This window comes from Kitasatospora sp. NPDC056446, assembly GCF_042796115.1.
GTDB lineage: Bacteria > Actinomycetota > Actinomycetes > Streptomycetales > Streptomycetaceae > Kitasatospora.
Map to the genome: position 1 here is coordinate 123,359 of NZ_JBHTRF010000002.1, position 20,029 is coordinate 143,387.

At 71.4% G+C, this 20,029-nt stretch carries 16 protein-coding genes; 8 read left to right on the forward strand and 8 right to left on the reverse strand.

Annotated features, from left to right (window positions below):
• Positions 1-135 precede the first annotated feature (135 nt).
• Positions 136-1,218 carry an ArsA-related P-loop ATPase gene (locus tag ACFQ6N_RS02150; RefSeq protein WP_380646265.1) on the forward strand — a complete coding sequence of 361 codons (1,083 nt, stop codon included), beginning with the start codon at positions 136-138 and terminating at the stop codon, positions 1,216-1,218.
• Positions 1,215-2,579: an ArsA family ATPase gene (locus ACFQ6N_RS02155; RefSeq protein WP_380646266.1), complete on the forward strand. Its 1,365-nt coding sequence runs from the start codon at positions 1,215-1,217 to the stop codon at positions 2,577-2,579. Before ACFQ6N_RS02150 ends, ACFQ6N_RS02155 begins: the two co-directional genes overlap by 4 nt.
• Positions 2,580-2,706: 127 nt before the next feature.
• Here the strand turns inward: ACFQ6N_RS02155 and ACFQ6N_RS02160 are convergent, their stop codons facing one another.
• On the reverse strand, positions 2,707-3,030 hold the full coding sequence (locus ACFQ6N_RS02160; protein WP_033333275.1) for a WhiB family transcriptional regulator: 324 nt from the start codon (positions 3,028-3,030) through the stop codon (positions 2,707-2,709).
• A gap of 501 nt (positions 3,031-3,531) precedes the next feature.
• Between ACFQ6N_RS02160 and ACFQ6N_RS02165 the strand changes: the two genes are divergently transcribed.
• On the forward strand, positions 3,532-5,823 hold the full coding sequence (locus tag ACFQ6N_RS02165) for a transglycosylase domain-containing protein (RefSeq protein WP_380646267.1): 2,292 nt from the start codon (positions 3,532-3,534) through the stop codon (positions 5,821-5,823).
• 182 nt (positions 5,824-6,005) lie between these two features.
• On the opposite strand, the gene ACFQ6N_RS02170 is transcribed toward ACFQ6N_RS02165, so the two are convergent.
• Positions 6,006-6,458, reverse strand: coding sequence for a GatB/YqeY domain-containing protein (locus ACFQ6N_RS02170; protein ID WP_380646268.1), 453 nt, complete (start codon positions 6,456-6,458; stop codon positions 6,006-6,008).
• A gap of 622 nt (positions 6,459-7,080) precedes the next feature.
• Here ACFQ6N_RS02170 and ACFQ6N_RS02175 point away from each other — a divergent pair.
• From ACFQ6N_RS02175 to ACFQ6N_RS02185, 3 genes are all read left to right on the forward strand, one after another.
• Positions 7,081-8,343 (forward strand): helix-turn-helix domain-containing protein, encoded by a 1,263-nt coding sequence (locus tag ACFQ6N_RS02175; protein ID WP_380646377.1) that lies wholly within the window; start codon positions 7,081-7,083, stop codon positions 8,341-8,343.
• A 224-nt stretch (positions 8,344-8,567) separates the two neighbouring features.
• Positions 8,568-9,737 (forward strand): class I SAM-dependent methyltransferase, encoded by a 1,170-nt coding sequence (locus ACFQ6N_RS02180; RefSeq protein WP_380646269.1) that lies wholly within the window; start codon positions 8,568-8,570, stop codon positions 9,735-9,737.
• Positions 9,738-9,810: 73 nt separating this feature from the next.
• Positions 9,811-10,824: a methyltransferase domain-containing protein gene (locus ACFQ6N_RS02185; RefSeq protein WP_380646270.1), complete on the forward strand. Its 1,014-nt coding sequence runs from the start codon at positions 9,811-9,813 to the stop codon at positions 10,822-10,824.
• Between the two features lie 72 nt (positions 10,825-10,896).
• Here ACFQ6N_RS02185 and ACFQ6N_RS02190 read toward each other — a convergent pair whose 3' ends face one another.
• Positions 10,897-11,472, reverse strand: coding sequence for a hypothetical protein (locus ACFQ6N_RS02190; protein WP_380646271.1), 576 nt, complete (start codon positions 11,470-11,472; stop codon positions 10,897-10,899).
• A 356-nt stretch (positions 11,473-11,828) separates the two neighbouring features.
• Here ACFQ6N_RS02190 and ACFQ6N_RS02195 point away from each other — a divergent pair, with 356 nt between their 5' ends.
• A complete protein-coding gene (locus ACFQ6N_RS02195) occupies positions 11,829-12,164 on the forward strand; it encodes an acyl carrier protein (protein ID WP_380646272.1) in 336 nt (111 codons plus the stop codon).
• A gap of 112 nt (positions 12,165-12,276) precedes the next feature.
• Here ACFQ6N_RS02195 and ACFQ6N_RS02200 read toward each other — a convergent pair whose 3' ends face one another.
• Positions 12,277-13,536 (reverse strand): beta-ketoacyl-[acyl-carrier-protein] synthase family protein, encoded by a 1,260-nt coding sequence (locus ACFQ6N_RS02200; RefSeq protein ID WP_380646274.1) that lies wholly within the window; start codon positions 13,534-13,536, stop codon positions 12,277-12,279.
• Positions 13,537-13,653: 117 nt separating this feature from the next.
• Positions 13,654-14,670, reverse strand: a complete 1,017-nt coding sequence (locus tag ACFQ6N_RS02205) for a ferritin-like domain-containing protein (protein ID WP_380646275.1) — start codon at positions 14,668-14,670, stop codon at positions 13,654-13,656.
• Positions 14,671-14,872: 202 nt separating this feature from the next.
• Between ACFQ6N_RS02205 and ACFQ6N_RS02210 the strand changes: the two genes are divergently transcribed.
• On the forward strand, positions 14,873-16,609 hold the full coding sequence (locus ACFQ6N_RS02210; protein WP_380646276.1) for an acyl-CoA dehydrogenase family protein: 1,737 nt from the start codon (positions 14,873-14,875) through the stop codon (positions 16,607-16,609).
• A gap of 97 nt (positions 16,610-16,706) precedes the next feature.
• Here the strand turns inward: ACFQ6N_RS02210 and ACFQ6N_RS02215 are convergent, their stop codons facing one another.
• From ACFQ6N_RS02215 to gntD, 3 genes are all read right to left on the reverse strand, one after another.
• Entirely contained in the window at positions 16,707-17,936 is a 1,230-nt protein-coding gene (locus tag ACFQ6N_RS02215; protein WP_380646277.1) for a cytochrome P450, read from the reverse strand.
• A 2-nt stretch (positions 17,937-17,938) separates the two neighbouring features.
• Positions 17,939-18,739 (reverse strand): SDR family NAD(P)-dependent oxidoreductase, encoded by an 801-nt coding sequence (locus ACFQ6N_RS02220; RefSeq protein WP_380646278.1) that lies wholly within the window; start codon positions 18,737-18,739, stop codon positions 17,939-17,941.
• A 175-nt stretch (positions 18,740-18,914) separates the two neighbouring features.
• A complete protein-coding gene (gntD, locus tag ACFQ6N_RS02225) occupies positions 18,915-19,973 on the reverse strand; it encodes a guanitoxin biosynthesis L-enduracididine beta-hydroxylase GntD (RefSeq protein ID WP_380646279.1) in 1,059 nt (352 codons plus the stop codon).
• Between the last annotated feature and the right edge of the window lie 56 nt (positions 19,974-20,029).

Here is a 20,029-nt window from a genome sequence, read left to right on the forward strand (position 1 = left end):
GATCAGGCCTGGCGACCCCGGGTGCTCCCGGCATCCGGCGCGGTCCCTGGTTACCCTCGCGGGAGGGCACCCTGGTGAGGGGCACCCTCGCCAAGGAGGGGACGCCCACAGGACGGAGACGGACGGAGACGGAGCGTGGCACGCACCCCCGGCCAGGCGGACCGGCGCGACCCCGACTGGGAGGGCGTCCGGCTGCACGTGGTCAGTGGCAAGGGCGGCACCGGGAAGACCACGCTGGCCGCCGCACTGGCGCTGGCGCTCGCCGCCGAGGGCGGGCGGGTGCTGCTGATCGAGGTCGAGGGCCGGCAGAGCATCGCCGAGCTCTTCGGGATCGCCGCGCTCCCGTACGAGGAGCGCCGGATCGCCTCGGTCTCCCGGCGGCAGCTGGGGCTGCCCGCCGGGGACGCGGGCGCGGCACCGGCCGGTGAGGTCTTCGCGCTGGCGATCGACACCGAGCAGGCGCTGCTGGAGTACCTGGAGATGTTCTACAAGCTCGGCCGGGCCGGGAAGGCGCTGCAGAAGGTCGGCTTCGTCGACTTCGCGACCACCGTCGCGCCCGGGGTCCGGGACGTGCTGCTCACCGGCAAGGCCTGCGAGGCGACCCGGCGCAAGGACCCGGACGGCCGGCGCCGCTACGACGCGGTGGTGATGGACGCCCCGCCGACCGGGCGGCTGACCCGGTTCCTGAACGTCAACGCGGAGGTCGCCGGGCTGGCCCGGATCGGCCCGATACACACCCAGGCGCAGGCCGTGATGCGGGTGCTGAAGTCGCCGGAGACGGCGGTGCACCTGGTCACCCTGCTGGAGGAGATGCCGGTGCAGGAGACGGTCGACGGCATCGAGGAGCTGCGCGAGGCGAAGCTCCCGGTGGGCGGGGTGATGGTCAACATGGTCCGGCCGCCACTCCTGGACGCGGCGGCCGTGGCCGCGGTGGACGGGGACCACCGGGAGGAGGTCGCCCTGGCGCTCGGCGAGGCCGGGCTCGGCGGCCGGTCGCGCAAGCCGGAGACGGTCCGGGCGGCGGTGGAGCCGCTGATCGACCCGCTGCTGGAGCAGGCCAGGGAGCACGCCGAGCGGGTCGAGCTGGAGCGCGCGCAGCGGGCCGACCTCCAGCAGTTGCGGATCCCGACGTACGAACTGCCGCTGCTGGGCGAGGGCGTGGACCTCGGCGGGCTGTACCGGCTGGCGGGCGACCTGAAGCGGCAGGGGGCGGCGTGAGCACCGACGGCAGGACCACCGACGGCAGGACCGGCGGCAACAGGACCGGCGGCAGCGGGAACGGCGCGAACGGCAACAGCGCCAACGGCAGGACCGGCGACGGCGTCCGGAGCACCGGGAAGCGGCTCGCGGTGGACGAGCTGATCGACGACCCGAAGACCAGGATCATCGTCTGCTGCGGCTCCGGCGGCGTCGGCAAGACCACCACCGCCGCGGCGATCGGCCTGCGGGCCGCCGAACGCGGCCGCAAGGTCGTGGTGCTGACCATCGACCCGGCCCGCCGGCTCGCCCAGTCGATGGGCCTGACCGAGCTCGACAACACCCCCCGGGTGGTCAAGGGCGTCTCCCCGGCGGCGGGGGCGCCGCTCGGCGGCCCGGATGCCGGGGACGGCGACGCGGAGGGCGGCGGTCCGGCGGCGGGGGGCGAGCTCCACGCCATGATGCTGGACATGAAGCGGACCTTCGACGAGGTCGTGCTGGCCCACGCGGATCCCGAACGGGCCCGGGCGATCATGGAGAACCCGTTCTACCAGTCCCTGTCGGCCGGCTTCGCGGGCACGCAGGAGTACATGGCGATGGAGAAGCTCGGGCAGCTGCGCGCCGCCGAGGAGTGGGACCTGATCGTCGTGGACACCCCGCCCTCCCGCTCGGCGCTGGACTTCCTGGACGCGCCCAACCGGCTCGGGTCCTTCCTGGACGGCCGGGTGATCCGGATCCTGACCGCCCCGGCCAAGGTCGGCGGACGCAGCGCGATGCGGTTCCTGAACGCCGGGATGGGCCTGCTCACCGGCACCCTGGGCAAGATCTTCGGCGCCCAGCTGCTCAGCGACGTGCAGACCTTCGTCAGCGCGACGGACTCGATGTTCGGCGGCTTCCGCGAGCGCGCCGACCGCACGTACCAGCTGCTCAAGGCCCCGGGCACGGCGTTCCTGGTGGTGGCCGCGCCGGAGCGGGACGCGCTGCGCGAGGCGGCGTACTTCGTGGACCGGCTCGCCGCGGACCGGATGCCGCTGGCCGGGCTGGTGCTCAACCGGGTGCACGGCTCGGGGGCCCCGCAGCTCACCGCGGAGCGGGCGCTGGCGGCCGCCGAGGCGCTGGAGGAGAACGGCTCGGAGCACTCCTCGCCGGAGGCGGAGCTGCTGGCGGCCGGGCTGCTGCGGCTGCACGCGGAGCGGATGCAGATCATGGCGCGGGAGCGCCGCACCCGCGACCGCTTCGTCTCGGTCTACCCGGACGTGCCGATCGTGGAGGTCGCGGCGCTGCCGGGCGACGTGCACGACCTGGACGGACTGCGGGTCATCGGGGACCGGCTCAGCGGCGGCACGGCCCGGGACGACACGGCGCACGGCGGCACGGCATAGCGCGGTGCGGCGCACGGCCGTACGGCGCGGGCCGTACGGCACAGCGCAGGGCGGTGCGACGTGGTCGCCCCGCCCTGAGACCGGCCCGGACCCCCCGGTACGGCCGGTCTCGACCTGCCCCGGCGGCTCAGCCCGCCTGGGCGTAGTCCGTCAGTATCACGCCGGTAGCGAGGGACTCCTCGTACTCGGTGCGGGCCGTCTCCAGCAGCCTCCGCCACGACATGACCGTCGGGCGTCGGCGCAGCAGCGCCCGGCGCTCGCGCTCCGTCATGCCGCCCCAGACCCCGAACTCCACCCTGTTGTCCAGGGCGTCCGCGAGGCACTCCGTCCGGACGGGGCAGCCGCTGCACACCGCCTTCGCGCGGTTCTGTGCCGCCCCCTGGACGAACAGTTCGTCCGGATCACTCGTGCGGCAGGCGGCCTGCGCACTCCAGTCGTCAACCCAGCCCATGCCGGCGCCGTCCTCTCCCGTATCGAGGCTCCCCCACGGCGGCAACGGCATATTCACCGTTGCCAGTTGAGGACGTTACGGAAGAACGACAGCTTGCAACAGCCCCTTCGGGCTCAATCTCGAATGACCCAATTGGACTATGGGTACCGGTCAGCTCACTCGTTGGAGTGATCGCAGGTCACACACCTTGCCAACCGCGGAGCCCCCACTCTCGCCACAGGCGCCGTCACGGAGCGCAACCGTTCACTCGGACACAGCAGCCCACAGCCGGTTCAAAACCCGGCCATCGATGGGCAATCCGGACAACTCTCCTCGCCCACAAGAGTGAAGGATGTTGACGCACCGAAGCTGTACCAAGCTTGTGACAAGCCTAGGCGAACGCCTGCCCCGATGTGCGGGAATCCGCGACGTAGGGTTCTCCCCATGGCACCGAAGCGCCCCCAGGCATCCCAGCCCCCAGGCAACACCGGAGCTCCGCGCGGCGGAAGCGGCGGATCACCGTTGGAACACGTCGGCAACGGCGTGAAGTTCCTGGGCGTCAGCGTGCTCTCCGGAGTCCTGCTGGCAGGCCTCGCCCTGCCCGCCGTCGGCGCCATGGGGCTGACCGCCAAGGACACGGCGGAGAGCTTCGACAACATCCCGGACGACTTCAAGACGCCGCCGCTCACCCAGGCGACGCAGATCTTCGACGCCAAGGGCGGGCTGATCGCCAAGGTCTACGAGCGCGACCGCACCGTCCTCACCGCCGACCAGATGTCGCCTTTCATGCGGCACGCCCAGGTGGACATCGAGGACGCGCGCTTCTACGAGCACGGCGCCGTCGACCTCAAGGGCGTCCTCCGCGCGGTCAGCAAGAACGCGGAGAGCGGCACCGCCTCCCAGGGCGCCTCGACGCTGACCCAGCAGTACGTGAAGAACGTCAACGTGGAGAAGGCCGGCGACGACCAGGCGGCCGTCCTGGAGGCCCAGCGCAAGACCCTGGGCCGCAAGATCCAGGAGCTCAAGGTCGCGATCAAGCTGGAAGAGGACCTGACGAAGGACCAGATCCTCACCAACTACCTCAACATCACCTTCTACGGCCACCAGGCCTACGGGGTCGAGGCCGCCTCCCAGCGCTACTTCAGCAAGAGCAACAAGGACCTGACCGTCGCCGAGGCCGCCACGCTGGCCGGGCTGGTGCAGAACCCCTCGCAGTACGACCCGGTGCGCTACCCCGAGAACACGGTCAAGCGCCGCAACGTCGTGATCGACAAGCTGCTGGAGAACAAGCACATCACGGCCGACCAGGCCAAGGAGGCGAAGGCCGCCCCGCTGGGCCTGAAGTTCAAGGACCCGCAGAACGGCTGCATCACCGCCCAGGCCGGCATGGGCTTCTTCTGCGACTACGTCCGGCACGTGGTCAAGCAGGACCCGGCGTTCGGCAAGAGCGCCGACGAGCGCAAGAAGCTCTGGGACACCGGCGGCCTGAACATCTACACCACCCTGGACCCGGACAAGCAGGCCGCCGCCCAGAACGCGGTGACCAAGCTGGTGTACGTCACCGACCCGGTGTCGGCCGCCGCCACCATGATGGAGCCGGGCACCGGCAAGATCCTCGCGATGGCCCAGACCCGCCCGTACGGCCTGGACCCGAACAAGAACCAGACCGTCGTCAACCTCAACGTGGACGCGGCGATGGGCGGCGGCAACGGCTTCCAGCCCGGCTCGACCTTCAAGCCGATCGTGGCCGCCGCCGCACTGGAGTCCGGCCTCCCGGCGACCCAGCAGTACAAGTCGGAGAACCGCATCGAGTGGCCGACGATGAAGACCTGCGAGGGCACCTGGAAGAACACGGAGAAGGGCAAGGCCCGGACCGTGCCCAACGAGTCCGAGAGCGAGAAGGGCCCCTACGACCTCAAGACGGCCATGGCCATGTCGGTCAACACCTACTTCGTCGAGATGGAGGCCGACATGGGCCTCTGCCCGGTGAAGCAGATGGCCAACAAGCTCGGCATCACCGCCAAGGCGAGCGGCAAGCCGCTCGAGGAGGTCCCCGCGATGGGCCTCGGCGTGCAGGAGATGTCCCCGCTGACGATGGCGAACGTCTACGCGACCTTCGCCGCGCACGGCAAGTACTGCACCCCGATCGCGATCAACAAGATCAGCACGGTGGACGGCAAGGACGTGCCGGTCCCGCAGTCCGCGTGCAACCAGGCCTTCTCCGAGACCACCGCCGACGCCATGAACACGGTGCTGAGCGGCGTGACCGAGAAGGGCACCGGCAAGGACCTCGGCCTGGACGACGGCCGCCCGATCGCCGGCAAGACCGGTACCTCGGACGAGAAGCGGGCCGCCTGGTTCAGCGGCTACACCCCGCAGCTGGCCACCTCGGTCTGGCTCGGCGGCCCCGCCGGTGGCGTGCCGATGAAGAACATCAAGATCGGCCCGACCCCGTTCACCGAGGTCTTCGGCGCCACCGGCCCCGGCCCGATCTGGCGCCTGGCGATGAACCAGGCCCTGAAGGGCTCCCCCGTGGAGCAGCTGCCCACCGCGAGCATCCCGGACATGCCCAAGCCGGACGCCAACCCGTCGAACGGCGCCACCCCGCCGGCCGACCCGAACGCCCAGCAGCCGCCCGCCGGCAACCCCCCGCCGCCGCAGCAGGGCGGCACCGCCGCGGGCGGTGCCAACGGCGGGAACCCCGGCGGTCCCCCCGGTGGCGCGATCGGCGGCGGGTTCACCCTCCCGCCGGGCATGATCGGCGGCGGCAACGGCAACGGTGGCAAGCACGGCGGCGGCAACGGCAACGGCTGACCGGCCACCCGGGCGGTACCCGCACCACAGCCCGAAGGGGCGTCCTCCGGTTCGGAGGACGCCCCTTCGGCGTATTGCCGGGTGACGGTTCGTCAGGACCGTTTGATCCCAAGGGTGTTGCTGGAGACCCACTCGATTCCGGCCAGAGCCGCCCCGGCCCGGCGGGCCCGGCCCGCCCGCGCTCAGGACAGGGCGGCCTTCACGGCGGCGGCGACCCGGCCGCCCTCGGCCAGGCCCTCGACCTTGGGCTTCACCAGCTTCATCACGGCACCCATCGCCTGCGGACCGGTGGCCCCGCTCTCGGTGACGGCGGCCGCCACGATCGCGGCCAGCTCCTCGTCGGTGAGCGGCTTGGGAAGGTAGGTCGCCAGCAGCTCGCCCTCGGCCCGCTCCCGGGCCGCCTGGTCGGTCCGACCGGCGGTGTCGAAGGCCTCGGCGGCCTCCCGGCGCTTCTTCGCCTCACGGCCGATCACCTTCAGCACCTCGGCGTCGGACAGCTCGCGCTTCTGCTTGCCCGCCACCTCCTCGCTGGTGACAGCGGCCAGCGTGAGCCGAATGGTGGACGCGCGCAGCTCGTCCCGGACCCTGATGGCAGCCGTGAGGTCCTCGTGCAGCTGCTCCTTGAGCTTTGTCATTTCCTCTTCTTATCCTTCGGCTGTGTGCGGTCTCAACCAGGTTTCCACCGGGTATCCACTGCTGCTTGTCCAGGTGAACGAGTATGCCGTGCCGGGGCCGGCCCGACGCCGAGCGACCGCCCTCCGGGGCGGGGGACGATCACGGCCGGGAAGCGGCGGTCACATCCGGCCAACGCGGCCGACAATGCCCGCATACTCTCGGCAGAACAGCCGGATATTGCCGGAAGCACCGCGGAGTTGCCGGTCGCAAAAGGGGCAAATCGAACGTAGCGGCAGGTTCGCAGAAATAGTCCGCGTAGTACACTCGTTCGCACGTAGCTTGAGTAACGTGACGGACAGCGGCCACCTCACCGCCAAAGACCGCTTCCGAGCAGCAGCGACAAATCACCACCACATCCCCAACTCATTTTTCCATGGTTCTGACACATTGCGGCCCGCGCTCGGCGCGAGCGCTCTCGCATGTGCTCCGCACATAATCGCGCAGGCCACAGTGATCGTTTTGGAGTGATTGGCGCCGCATCGCGGCGTGTAAAGTTCTGACTTGGATTCTGCTCACAACAGCAGGAAGCGCGGGGGAATGGACAACAATCAGCTTCGCTCCATGTTAGTAACCCAACGGAAGATGGTCGGCTGGAGCCAAGAGCAATTAGCCGAGCATTCCAATGTCAGCGTGCGGACCATTCGAAACCTGGAAACCGGCGCGATCAAGAATCCACGACGCAGCTCCGTGGAACTCCTGGTCGGCGCCCTGCTCTCCGCGGCGACCAGCCAGGACGGGCTGATATCCCACGTCACCCATGCCGGCTCCCCCACCGGGATGCTGTCCTCCCGGCTGGAACCCGGCCTGCTGACCAATGTCGTCGAGGTCCCGGACAACGCCAGGTGGCAGGGGCTGCGCCCCAAGACGGACATCACGGTCGGCCGCCAGGCCGACCTGCTGCACGTCGTGACCACCCTGCGGCCGGGCCGGCCGCTGGTGCTCACCGGGCCGGCCGGCGTCGGGAAGACCCGCCTGGCACTGGACTCGGCCGCCCACCTGCTCGACCGCTTCCGGGACGGCGTGGTGGTGCTGGAACTCGGCTCGGTGACCCCGGAGAGCGTGGACGCCTCCGCCGCCTCGGCGGAGGTGCAGCGCTCGCTCGACAGCCTGCTGCACGGCTACGAGCGGGACCCGAGGACCAACCCCGAGCTCCAGATGATGGTCGTCATCGACAACGCCGAGCACGTCATCGGAGCGGTGACCAGGCAGGTCAGGATGTTGCTGGACCGTCACCCGGCGCTCCACATCCTGATCACCTCGCTGCGGGCGCCGGCCGCCATCCCGGCCGACCTGTGGGAGGTCTCGCCGCTGTCGGTCGACTACCCCGAGGGGAGCTACGGCTGCCCGCCGGCCGCCGAACTGTTCTGCCGCCGGGTCCACTCCGTCGTTCCCACGCTGGACCTGAGCGACCAGATGCCCCACGTGATCGAGCTCTGCCGGCGGCTGGGCGGCCTCGCGCTCGCCATCGAGAACGCCGCCTTCCGGATGCGCTCGGTGCCCCTGCACGTCCTGGTGGACGAGTGCCAGGTGCTCCCGATCCTGGGCCAGGACGAGGTCGGCGGGCTGTCCCACCACCGCTCGCTGCACCGCAGCCTCGCCTGGGCCTACGGGCTGCTCGACGACCGGCAGCGCCGGGCCCTCAAGCACCTCTCCCGCTTCCCCGACGAATTCTCCATCGACGACGTCCGGCAGGAACCGGTCGACGGCGGCCGGGAGCCCTCCCGCAACATCGACGTGCTGGCCGATCTCGTCGATTTCTCCGTCGTCCAGGTGAAACGCGGCCACCAGTACGCGTACCGGGTCCCCCGGATGATGCGCGAGTACGTCAACGCCATTCCGGCCTGAGGCCGATTCGCACCCACACCGTCCACTCGTCGGGGCGCATTCCTTCCCCGCCGGCCGCTCTGCCGTGCCCGGAGTTCCCGCACCGGGCCGGCCCGGCCGTCGGGGCGATCTGAACCATCCATCGGGCCGGTTCGGCCTGCCCGATTCTCCGATCGATTCGGAAAACGCCTCTGCGGGCCATTCAGTACTGCCCGGCGAAATGCCCTGAGCGCAAATGGGGATCGATGACGACGACAGACTCCTCCGTCCGCGACAAGAGAACCGGTGAAATGCCGGACGAGAGCACTCCGCTACCGGAAACCGGCGTGGCGCCGCTGGTCGACAGTTCGAAACTGATCGGAGATCCGAGGGACGGCGCCGTAGTCCGGGCCTCGCACCGCGTCTACGAACACCTGATCGCAATGTTCGCGCCCGGGATGATCGAGGCCGCATTCGACCTCGGCGTATTCGTCGCCCTGGCGGACGGCCCGGCCACACCGACCGATCTGGCCGGACGGCTGGACGCCGACGCGCACGGCCTGCGGGTCCTGCTCGACGGCCTGTACTGCTACGAGATCGTCCTGCGGGAGCGTACCGAGGACGGTCAGGACGTCTACCGGCTGGTGGACGGCATGGCCGAGTGCCTGCTGCCCGGCGGCCTCTACAGCCTGGCCGGCCGGATCGGCTACGACCGGGCCATCGGCTGGGACGTGTGGCGCAACCTCGCCGACATCGTCAAGCGGCCCGCCCGCGGCGAGGACGGCGACTACCAGGCCAACCAGCTGTCCGCCGAGGACTACGAACAGGTCGCCCGAGGCATCAACTTCTGGGCCCCGCCGATCGTCGAGTCCCTCGCCAACCTCCTTGCGGAGGAGGAGGGTTGGAAGGGCGAGGCGGACCGGGCCATGCTGGACGTCGGCTGCGGCACCGGCATCTACAGCCAGCTGCTCCTGCAGCGCTTCAGGGGACTGCGGGCCACCGGCCTGGACCACCCGAGGATCGTGCCGATCGCCCGCGGCCAGGCCGAACGCCTGGGCGTGCAGGACCGGTTCGAACCGGTGGAGCGCAACTTCTTCACCGAGGAGTGGACCACCGGCCAGGACCTCGTCCTGCTGGTGAACATCTTCCACCTCCAGACCGCGGAGGGCTCCGAGGAGCTCATGCGGCGGGCGGCGCAGGCCGTACGCCCGGGCGGCGTGGTGGCGATCGTCGACCACATCGTGGACGACGAGACCGACGCCCAGTCGATCCAGAACCGCTTCTTCCGGCTGTTCGCCGCCTCGATGCTCGTCACCGGCGGCGGGGACTCCTTCTCGCTGGCGGACTACGACGGATGGCTCGACCGGGCCGGCCTGGTGAGGGCGGCGCTGGTCGACACCCCGATGCACCGGATCCTGCTCGCCCGGCGCCCGTGATCACACCCGGCACAGCCCGGCCGGACGTCCCGTTCGGCCTGCCGGATTCCATTTCCTCAGAGGGGACAAGGACGTGACCGACAACCTCGTGCTCGGTGCGGCGAGAATGACCGCCTCCGACATCTTCAACGCTACCGTCGCCTCCTCGGCGATCGGCGCCGCCTGGGAGGTCGGAGCGCTCGACGAGCTCGCCGAGCAGGACAAACTCGACGTCGCCGAGTTCTCGGAACGCAACGACCTCGACCAGTACGCGGTCGAGGGCATGTTCCAGGCGCTGGCCAGCGTCCGCGTCGTGCAGCGCCAGGGCGCCCTGGTCGTCAGCGACGTGAACTTCACCGAGGTGTACCGCGGCAAGGCCTTCTACCACTGGCTGTCCCGCGGCTGCGCGGCGCTCTTCGCCGACATGCCGGCGGTGCTGAAGAACGAGAACCGGGTCGGCAGCTTCTACCGCCGGGACGCCGCCGCCATCGCGATCGCCTGCCGCGACATCAACGCCAACTTCTTCGACCCGGTGTTCAAGAAGGCCCTGGGCTCGGTCGGCGGGTTCAGCAAGATCGCCGACCTCGGCTGCGGCAGCGGCGAGCGCATCATCAGCGTGCTGCGCGAGAACCCGGACGCGACCGGCCTCGGCATCGACATCGCCGAGGGCGCGCTGGGCGTGGCCCGGGCCTCGACCAGGGCGGCCGGCTTCGAGGACCGGGTGTCCTTCGTCAAGGACGACGCCACCAACCCCCAGCCGCACCCGGAGTTCGCCGACGTCGACCTGCTGACCTCCTTCCTGATGGGCCACGACTTCTGGCCGCGGGAGAACTGCGTGACCTCCCTGCGCGGGCTGCGCAAGGCGTTCCCGAACGTCAAGCGCTTCCTGCTCGGCGACACCGCGATGACCACCGAGATCCCCGACTCCGAGATCCCGGTCTTCACCCTGGGCTTCGAGGTCGCGCACCGCATGATGGGCGCCTACCTGCCGACCCTGGAGGAGTGGAACGGGGTGTTCGCGGAGGGCGGCTGGCGCCTGGTCGAGGCGCACCTCGTGGTCACCCCGGCGGACAGCGTGATCTTCGAGCTCGAACCGCTCGCCGACTGATGACACGGACGTGCTCCGGGGTCTGGCGACCCCGGAGCACGTCCCTTTGTGAGCAGTATTTCTGACGTACAGTCAGTTCGTCCGGGCGTCGCTCTCGGCGGCCTTGGGCGTGGTGTGGCCCGGGCCGGTCGGCCGCACCTCGGTGATGCCGGGGGCGCGGCGCATCATCACGGCCTGCTGGACGGCCAGCGTCACACCGACCCCGAGCCAGACCCCGTTGCCGTTGAACTTGCCGTGGAAGAAGACCACTTCGACACCGCCGACGATCAGGCGCTCGGCCAGGTTCGCCACCCACAGCTTGGCGGTGGTCCGGCCGCCCTTGCGCAGCAGCCGGCCGGTCTGGTCGCGCCACATGGGCATCGTCAGGCCCCGGTAGTAGCCGAAGGCCAGGGAGAACGCCAGACCGATCACCAGGAAGACGACGCTGGTCGCCTTCGCCTCCGCCGGGCCCGGCGGCAGGAAGCCGCGCAGCACCAGCATCGCGACCCACAGGAGGGTCTGGGCTCTGACGTCGCGGACGCTGAACTGGGAGACGAGGACGACCGCCGTGATGAGGACGATGAACGCCACGTTGAGCACGGCGAACACCGTGTCGTCCGCGGGTGAGTGCTGAGCAGCCAGGGATCCCCAGGAAGCCAACAGCGTCATTGGGCCACCTCAGTGGTGTTAAGGGTGATGGTCGGGCCGAGTAGCGTGCGGCAGGAGGTCGTCGAGCGCGCCCGCCGTGGCGGACGTGGCAGGCGTGGCGGGCGTGACCGACGTGGCGGGCGTGGCGGTGAACCGGCCACAACAGGTATGACAGTCCAGGGAGTTGACGCCGAGTCCGACGACACACCGGTGTCCATGCCCCGAAGCATAGGGGGCGGACCTGAACAATCTCCAGGCAAACCCACGGCAATCCGTCACCCGTAGGGGTGGTGCGGTCACCGAACGTTCGATCTTGCCGAGTCGTTGCCGGAGCCGCTGCCTGGAGGGCCGGGCACCGGCGCGGCGACGATCCATGTATGACCGACATCGCCTCCGACCAGATCCCTGACGTGATCAGTCAGCTGGTCCACCTCATCGCACCCACCAAGAAGGACCGGATCGGCCCGGACACCAAGCTCGTCAGCGAACTGAGCTACCACTCGCTCGCGATGGTCCAGCTGGGTCTCACCATCGAGGACGTCTTCGAGTTCGACAGCCTGCCGCAGGAGCGCGCGTCGTCGCTGGAGACCGTCCACGACATCATCGAGCTCGTCCGGGAACTGCTGGACGAGGGCGAGGGCGCCCTGCCCACCGTCGACCACCTGGAGTCCATCGTCGTCCCGCTCGGCGGCGAGTGGCCGCCGGCGGCCTGACGGCACGCCGCCGCCCCCGGTCCGGAGCGATTCCCGGCCGGGGGCGGCGGCGTACTCGGGGGCGACGTACTCGGGCGGCGGCCCACTCGGGGGCGGCGTCCCCGGCCCGGGCTCAGGCCCCGGTGCGGAAGGCCAGCACGGTGTTGTGCCCGCCGAACCCCGCGCTCTGGGTGAGCGCCGCCAACGGCCCGGCGGGCAGCGGCCGGGGGACGAACCGCACCACGTCCAGGTCGATCGCGTCGTCCAGGTCGTCCACGTTGATGGTGGGCGGGGCGGTGCGGTGGTGCAGGGCCAGGACGGTCATCGCGGCGGCCAGCGAGCCGGAGGCACCGATCAGGTGTCCGGCCGACGACTTGACGGCCGACACGGCCGGCCGCAGGCCGTCCAGCGCGGAGCGGATCGCCAGCGCCTCGGCCGCGTCGCCCACCGAGGTCGAGGAGGCGTGCGCGCTGACGTGGCCGACCTCGGCCGGCGCGACCCCGCCGTCCGCCAGCGCCCGCCGGATGGCCCGCGCCATCCCCTCCCCGGCCGGGTGCGGGCGGGTGATGTGGTGGGCGTCGACGCTCGACCCGGCCCCGGCGAGCTCCGCGTAGATCCGGGCACCGCGCCGCCGGGCGTGCTCACCGGACTCCAGGACCAGCACCGCCGCGCCCTCGCCCAGGACGAAGCCGTCCCGCTTCTTGTCGAACGGCCGGGAGGCGCAGGCCGGGGCGTCGTTGTTGCGGGAGAGCGCCTTCATCGCGGCGAAGGCGGTGAGCGCCATCGGGTTGACGACCGCCTCCGTGCCGCCGGCCACCACCACGTCGGCCCGGCCCAGGCGGATCAGGTCCAGCCCGGCCGCGATGGCGTCGGCGCCCGCCGCACAGGCCGTGGACGGCGCGTGGGCCACCGCCGTGGCGTTCAGCTCCAACGCGCACAGCGCCGCCGCGGCGTTGTTCATCAGCATCGGCAGGGTGAACGGGGAGACCCGGCGGGTGTCCCCGGCGCGGATCAGGTCGTGGGCCGGGAGCAGGGTGCTCAGGCCGCCGATGCCGCTGCCGATGACCACGGCGAGGCGCTCGGACTCCGGGTGCCCCGGGGCGCCCGCGGCGGCGCCGAAGCCCGCGTCCCGCCAGGCCTCCCGCTGGGCCAGCAGCGCGAACTGCGCGGAGCGGTCGGTCCGCCGGGCCTGGACCCGGTCGATCAGCGGGGCCGGCTCCACGGCGGCCGGTGCGGCGATCCGCACCGGCAGGTCCTCGGCCCAGGGCTCACCGATCGCCACCGCCGCCGAGACCCCGTCGAGCAGTGCCTTCCAGGTGGACCGGGCGTCGCCGCCCAGCGGCGTCGTGGCGCCGAGCCCGGTGATGACGACGTCGTCGCGCTGCGCAGGCACGCGGCTCCTCCGATTCGTTCTCGTGACGGCGGTCTGGTGCGGGGTCCGGCGGGCGCGTCCGACGGGTCAGCCGACGGGGAGCACCCGGCGGGACCGTCCGACTGGTCAGCCGACGGGTCAGCCGACGCCCGCGAAGGCCTCCGGCTTGGCGAGCCGCTCGCCCAGGAAGAGGTCGCGCAGCTTCGGGCTGAGCAGGCCGACCTGCCGCAGGATGTGGATCACCTGCTGGAACAGCAGCTGGCGGTAGCCGAACATCATCGGGTCGTTCATGGCGAAGGCGATGCCGCGCTCGACGTCCAGCTCCATCCGCTCCCACACCTCGCGCAGCAGGAAGCGGCGGGACATCAGGAAGACCGACTCCAGCAGGAACTCCTCCCGCTCCGCCCGCTCCCTGCCGCTCATCTGCTCGTACATGCCGGTGAGCGAGACCACGCCGAAGCCGATGTGCCGCGCCTCGTCCTTGGCGATCATCCGGGTGATCTGGGTGATGATCGGCTCGCCGAAGCCGGTGCCCGCCAGCCGGGTCGCCGCCAGGGCGAGGCCCTCGACGATCACCTGCATCCCGAGGTAGACGATGTCCCAGTCGGACTCGGTGAGCAGGTCGCGCAGCAGCGACTTGAGGCCCGGGTTGATCGGGTAGGAGTTGCCCAGCTTCTCGTCGACGTACCTGGCGTACGCCTCGACGTGCCGGGCCTCGTCGGCGACCTGGGCGGCCGCGTAGATCTTGGCCTCCATGTCGGGAACGGTCTCCACCAGCCGGGCGGTGGTCACCAGGGCGCCCTGTTCGCCGTGCAGGAACTGGCTGATCATCCAGGACAGGTACTCCCAGCGGAACTGGTTGATCAGCTCCTCGGGGACCGGGCTGCCCTCGCCGCGGAAGTTCTGGAGTCCCGTGCTCTGGCCCTCGTTCAGCAGCGAGCCGAACCGGACCTCATGGCTCCAGTCGATGTCGGTCGCGGCGTTCCACTGCGCGGTCTTGCTCTTCTCGTAGAGCGACCAGAGCCGGTTGTTCCGTTCGCCGTAGTTCCAGTTGAGATTGGCCTTGAACGCGGCGTCGACCTCCATCAGACTCTCCCTGGTCCGGTCCAGGGTGAACAGCACGGTTTCGCGCTCTTCGTGGATTTCGGTAGTCATCGCCGCCGGGCCCCTTCGGATTGACGTCCTGCCACACCGGCTACTCTCGGGCGGGAACCGCGCGGAAGCCCAGGAACTCCCTGGGCAACTTGCAGGCATGACGAGTTGCCTGCGCCCCTGCCTGGAAGGCCCCGGCACCCCCTGGCGACACTGCACCGGAACACCACCGGGCGTTCCGAGTTCCCGCGCACAGGAGCCAGGCATGGAGCCGATTCCCGTTCCCCGTCCGACCCGGCGGCTGACCGCCGAGCTCGAAGGCCTGCTGGGCGACCCGCTGGACCCGGCCGGCCCGTTCTCCTTCGCCGAGGTCGTGGAGCACGAGGAGCTCGACGAGGTCCCGCCCGGCGCGGAGCGGCTGCTCCTGGACTGGGGCCTGCCGGAGCGGCTCGTCCCGGCGGCGGCCGGCGGGCGGATGCTCAACCTGGAGTCGGTCCTGGCGGTGACCCGCTCGCTGGCCCGCCGCAACCTGACCATGGCGGTGATGTTCGGCTCCAGCATGCTCGGCTGCCAGCCGGTGTGGCTCTGGGGGACGCCCGAGCAGCGGAAGCGGGTCGCCGAGGCGGTGACCGCCGGGGACAAGCTGTGCTTCGCCATCTCCGAGGCGGACGTCGGCAGCGACCTGACCACCAGCGCCACCACCGCCGTACCGGACGGCGGGCACTACGTCCTGGACGGCGAGAAGTGGCCCGTCGGCAACGGCAACCGGGCCCGCTTCTACACGGTCCTGGCCCAGGGCCCGCGCGGCCCGATGCTGCTGCTGGTCGACAAGGAGGACCTGGACCCCGGCAGCGTCGAGCACAAGCCGGTCGTCCGCGCCCTCGGCCTGCGCGGCCACGACGTCAGCGGCATCCGGTTCACCGGCTCCCGGGTGCCCGCCGCCGGGGCGGTCGTCGGACGGCCCGGCCGCGCCCTGATCGACACCGTCCGCACCCTCCAGATCACCCGCACCGCGATCGGCGGGATGTCCCTGGGCAGCATGGACGCCGCGCTGCGGATCGGGCTGGACTACGCGCACGAGCGCCGGCTGTACGGCGCCGAGATCTACCGGATCCCGGTGGTCCGGCAGCACCTCGTCGACGCGCACCTGGACCTGCTGGTCTCCGACTGCGTGGCGGTCCCGGTCGCCCGGGCGCTCACCCTCGCCCCGGCCCGGCTCGCGCTGTGGTCCTCGGTGGTCAAGTACCTGGTGCCGGTGATCGGCGAGGAGACCCTGGAGCAGATGGCGAAGGTCCTCGCCGCCCGTGGCTACCTGCGCGAACTGGTCGCCTCCGGCGCCTTCCAGAAGATCCGCCGGGACCACTGCATCACCTCGGTCTTCGAGGGCACCACCCACGTCAACCTGTTCAACATCGCCACCCAGCTGGCCGCGCTGGCCCCGCTCGCCGACCTGCCCGCCGAGGGCTCCGAGGAGCTCCTGGAGCGGCTGTTCGACCTCTCCGCCGAGGCGCCGGTCTGGGAGCCGGACGGCAACCGGCTGGCGCTGGCGACCAACGGGCAGGACGAGATCACCCGGGGCTGGCGCACCGCCGCGGACCTGCTGGCCCGGGTCGCCGCCGCCGAGTGCCCGCCCGGGCAGGCCGACGACCTGGCCGAGGCGGTCGCCGCGCTGGACGGCCGCCGGGCCGCGCTGTACGGCCGCGTCGCGGAGCACGGCATCGACGCCGCCTCGGTCGCGGGCTCGCGCACCGCGGAGGACCACTGCGTCTTCCACGCCGCCGCCTCCTGCGTACGGGTGTGGCTGCACAACCGGGGCACCGCGCCGGACGCGGGCTGGCTCGTCCTGGTGCTGCGCCGGCTGCTGCAGCGGCTGGACCGGGACGTGGTGCCGGACGGGCGGGAGGCGTACCTGCCGGGGCTGGAGGCCGTCATGGAGGACTGCCGGGTCAGCCGGCGGTACTTCGGCCTGGAGGCCGTGCTGGAGCACGGCGCGCGGGACTGAGCGGAGGACGGCGGAGGGCGGTTCCGACGTCGTGTCGTCGGAACCGCCCTCGTCCGTCCTCCCCGCCCGGGCAGCCGGGCCGAGCGGGTCGGACAGGTCAGGCGGGCACCAGGGTGACCGGCAGGGTGGCGTAGCCGCTGAGGAAGTTGGAGTAGACCCGGGTCGGCTCGCCGGCCGGCCGGATCTGCGCCACGTGCTCCTTCAACCCGTCCAGCATCCCGGCCAGTTCGGCCTTCGCCAGGTAGGCGCCCATGCAGTAGTGCGGGCCGTGGGCGAAGGTCAGGTGCTTGCCGGCGTTGCCGCGGTCCAGCCGGAACTCGTCCGGCGCGTCGAAGACCCGCTCGTCCCGGTTGGCGGAGCCGTTCCACATCGTCACGATGTCGCCGGTCTCGATGAACTCGCCGTGCAGCAGCAGGTCGGTGGTGGCCCGCCGGCCGCTGTGCAGGGTGGGCGTGGTCCAGCGGAGGATCTCCTCGACGGCCGCGTCGGTGGACACGGCGCCGCTGCGCAGCGCCTCCCACTGCTCGGGGTGGTGCGCCAGCGCGTGCACGCCGCCGACCATGGCGAGCCGGGTGGTCTCCAGGCCGCCGATGATGATGCTGTAGCAGTTGAAGATCACCTCCTCGACGGTGAGCCTGCGGTCGCCGACGCTCTGCTCGACCAGCGCGCTGACCACGTCCTCGCCCGGCTCGCGGGCGCGCAGCCGGGCCAGTTCGGAGATGTACAGCAGCAGGTCGTTGCGGGCCGCCCAGGTGCCCTCGGCGGTGGGGGTGCCGTCGGTGGCGGCGAGCGCGCCGGAGGTCATCGGGATCAGCTTCGGGCGGTCCTGCGGGGGAACGCCGAGCAGGTCGCAGATGGCCGCCAGCGGGATGTCGGCGGCCACGTCCCGGCCGAAGTCGCACTGCTCCAGCGCGGTGGCCTCCAGGATCAGCTGCCGGACGCCGTTGCGGGCCGCCTCCACGGTCGCGGTGAGCGCGCGCGGGGTGAACGGCCGGGTCAGGATGCCGCGCAGCGCGGTGTGGTCCGGGCCGTCGGTGACGGTCAGCATCTGGCCGACCGCCGAGTCGTTGTCCGCCAGCAGCGTCTCCAGCATGTTGCCGTGCGCCGAGGTGAACGAGGCGTTGTCCTTGTAGAGGGTCTCCATGTCCTCCCTGCGGGTGACGACCCAGAAGCCCTCGCCGCGCTCGGTCTCGCGGTGGCGGTACAGCGGGGCCTTGTCGCGCAGGTGGCGCCAGACCTCGGTGAGGTCGCGGGTGGCGTGCAGGACCGGGTCGACGAGGTCGATCCGGTCCAGCTCGTCGGGGTCCTGGACGGGACGGTTGTCCATGGTTACTGGCCGCCTTCGGGAGCGTCCTGGTCGGGCCGCGGCTGCGGCGCGAGGGGGCCGGGGAAGAACGCGGTGGTGGCGCCGGCCGTCTCGCCGCCGTCCACCACGAACTCCTGGCCGGTGACGAACGAGGCCTGGTCGGAGGCGAGGAAGTGGAAGACCCCGGCGATCTCCTCCGGGGAGGCGTGCCGGCGCGCCGGGATCCGCTCGTTGACCTCGTCCAGCATCGCGTCGGTGTACTCGGCGCGCTGCATCGGCGTCAGCACCGCGCCGGGGGTGACGCAGGCGGTGCGCACCAGCGGGCTGAGCTCCATCGCGAAGGTCTGACAGAGCGAGGCGACACCGGCCTTGGTGGCGTTGTACGGCGCGTAGAGCGGGTAGCCGCGGCTGCCGTTGACCGAGGCGGTGGCGAGCAGCACGCCGTGGCCCTGCTGGACCAGGTACGGCGCCGAGTGGCGCCACAGGGCCAGCACGCCGACCAGGTTGACGTCGACGGCGCGGCGCACGTCGGCCTCGGTCAGCTCCAGCACCCCGGCGCGGATGCTGACGCCGGCGTTGGCGATCACCACGTCGGGGCCGCCCCGGGCGGCGTGCACGGTGTCGACGGCCTCCTTGACGGCCTGCCAGTCGGCGACGTCGACCTCCAGGAAGCTCACCGAGCCGGGGCCGCCGTCCAGGCCCGCCGCCGGGGCACCGGGCTTGGCGACGTCGAGGTTCACCACGTGGTCGCCGGAGGCGGCGAACCGCTCGGCGGTGGCCTTCCCGATGCCGCTGGAGGCGCCGGAGACGATGACTGTGCGCATGGGCGGGGGCCTTTCGAACGGCGCCGGGGCCCGGCCGCCGGAGCGGCCGGGTCCCGGCTGGGTGTGCGGGGTGCGGGGTGCGGGGTGCAGGTGCAGGTGCGGGGTGCGGGTGCGGGGTGCAGGTGCGGGGTGCGGGTGCGGGGTGCGGGTGCGGGGTCCGGGTCGGGCCCGGGGGTCAGACGATGACCCGGTGCCGGTCGGGGGCGTAGCCGGCCAGGTTGCGGCGCAGGTTGCGGCTGACGGTGATCTTCTTCAGCCAGCGGTCGGTGCCGTCGTACCGGGCCTTGAAGGAGCGCCGGCCGTGCGCCGCCTGGTAGTTGTCCACCACCAGCAGGGTGCCGGGGCCGACCACCACCTCCTGCTGGACCCTGGTCAGCTCGGCCATCAGCCGCTCCAGGGCCCCGGCGGCCTCCCGGTCGTCGCCGACGCAGCGCATGAACGGCAGGTCGATGCGCAGGTACGGGGAGAGGCGGTCGCCGAACAGCGCGCTGGTGGGCGTGGGGTCGTCGGCCATCCGGCGGAGCTTGGCGAGCGCCGGGTGGTCCGGGTCCGAGGTCTCCAACTGCCGGATGTGCTCGGTGTCGGGGAGGATGTGGTACCGGTCCTGGGCCAGCACCTCCCGGGTGCGGTCGTCGAGCCGGACGTCCCGGACGGAGGCCACGATGGTCGGCACCGCGTCGGCGTTGCGCAGGCCGAGCAGGACCAGGTAGTCGCAGCGGTTGGGGTGGAAGCCGTCCTCGGTGTGGAACTCCAGCAGGGCCTCGCTGCCGTAGCCGCTCTGCCGGTCCTCGTCGCCGCGGATCGGCAGGATGTTCTGGATGATGCTGCCCTCCTGGAGGGTGGCCCAGCCGAAGGGCTCGCCCAGGGCGAGGCCGACCAGGGCGAGCATGGCCTCCTGGGTGCGGGCCTTCTCCACCGTGATGGCGTCGCGCCAGTGCGCCGGGGTCGGGCCGATCCGGGCGTCGTCCACCGGGAGGCCGTGCACCAGGCAGGCGGCCGAGGGCTCGCGGCGGCGGAAGTCGGCGAGGAAGGCCTGGAGGCCGACCGGCAGCATCCGGTCGAACTGCCAGGCGCGGTCGTAGAACTCCTCGTCCAGCGGGTTGCCGCAGTCGTCGGCGATCTTGTGGGCGGCGCGGGCGAGTTCGGCGGCCTCGCCGGCACTGAGGGAGTACTCGGCCAACCGGCCCCCGGGCGGGGTCAAAGCGGTGGCAGTGGACAGTTCTTGACGGATCATCAGGCATTCCCTCGCTGTTCTCTGACCGGATTCGGTCGGGGGCGGGCAGATGGTCC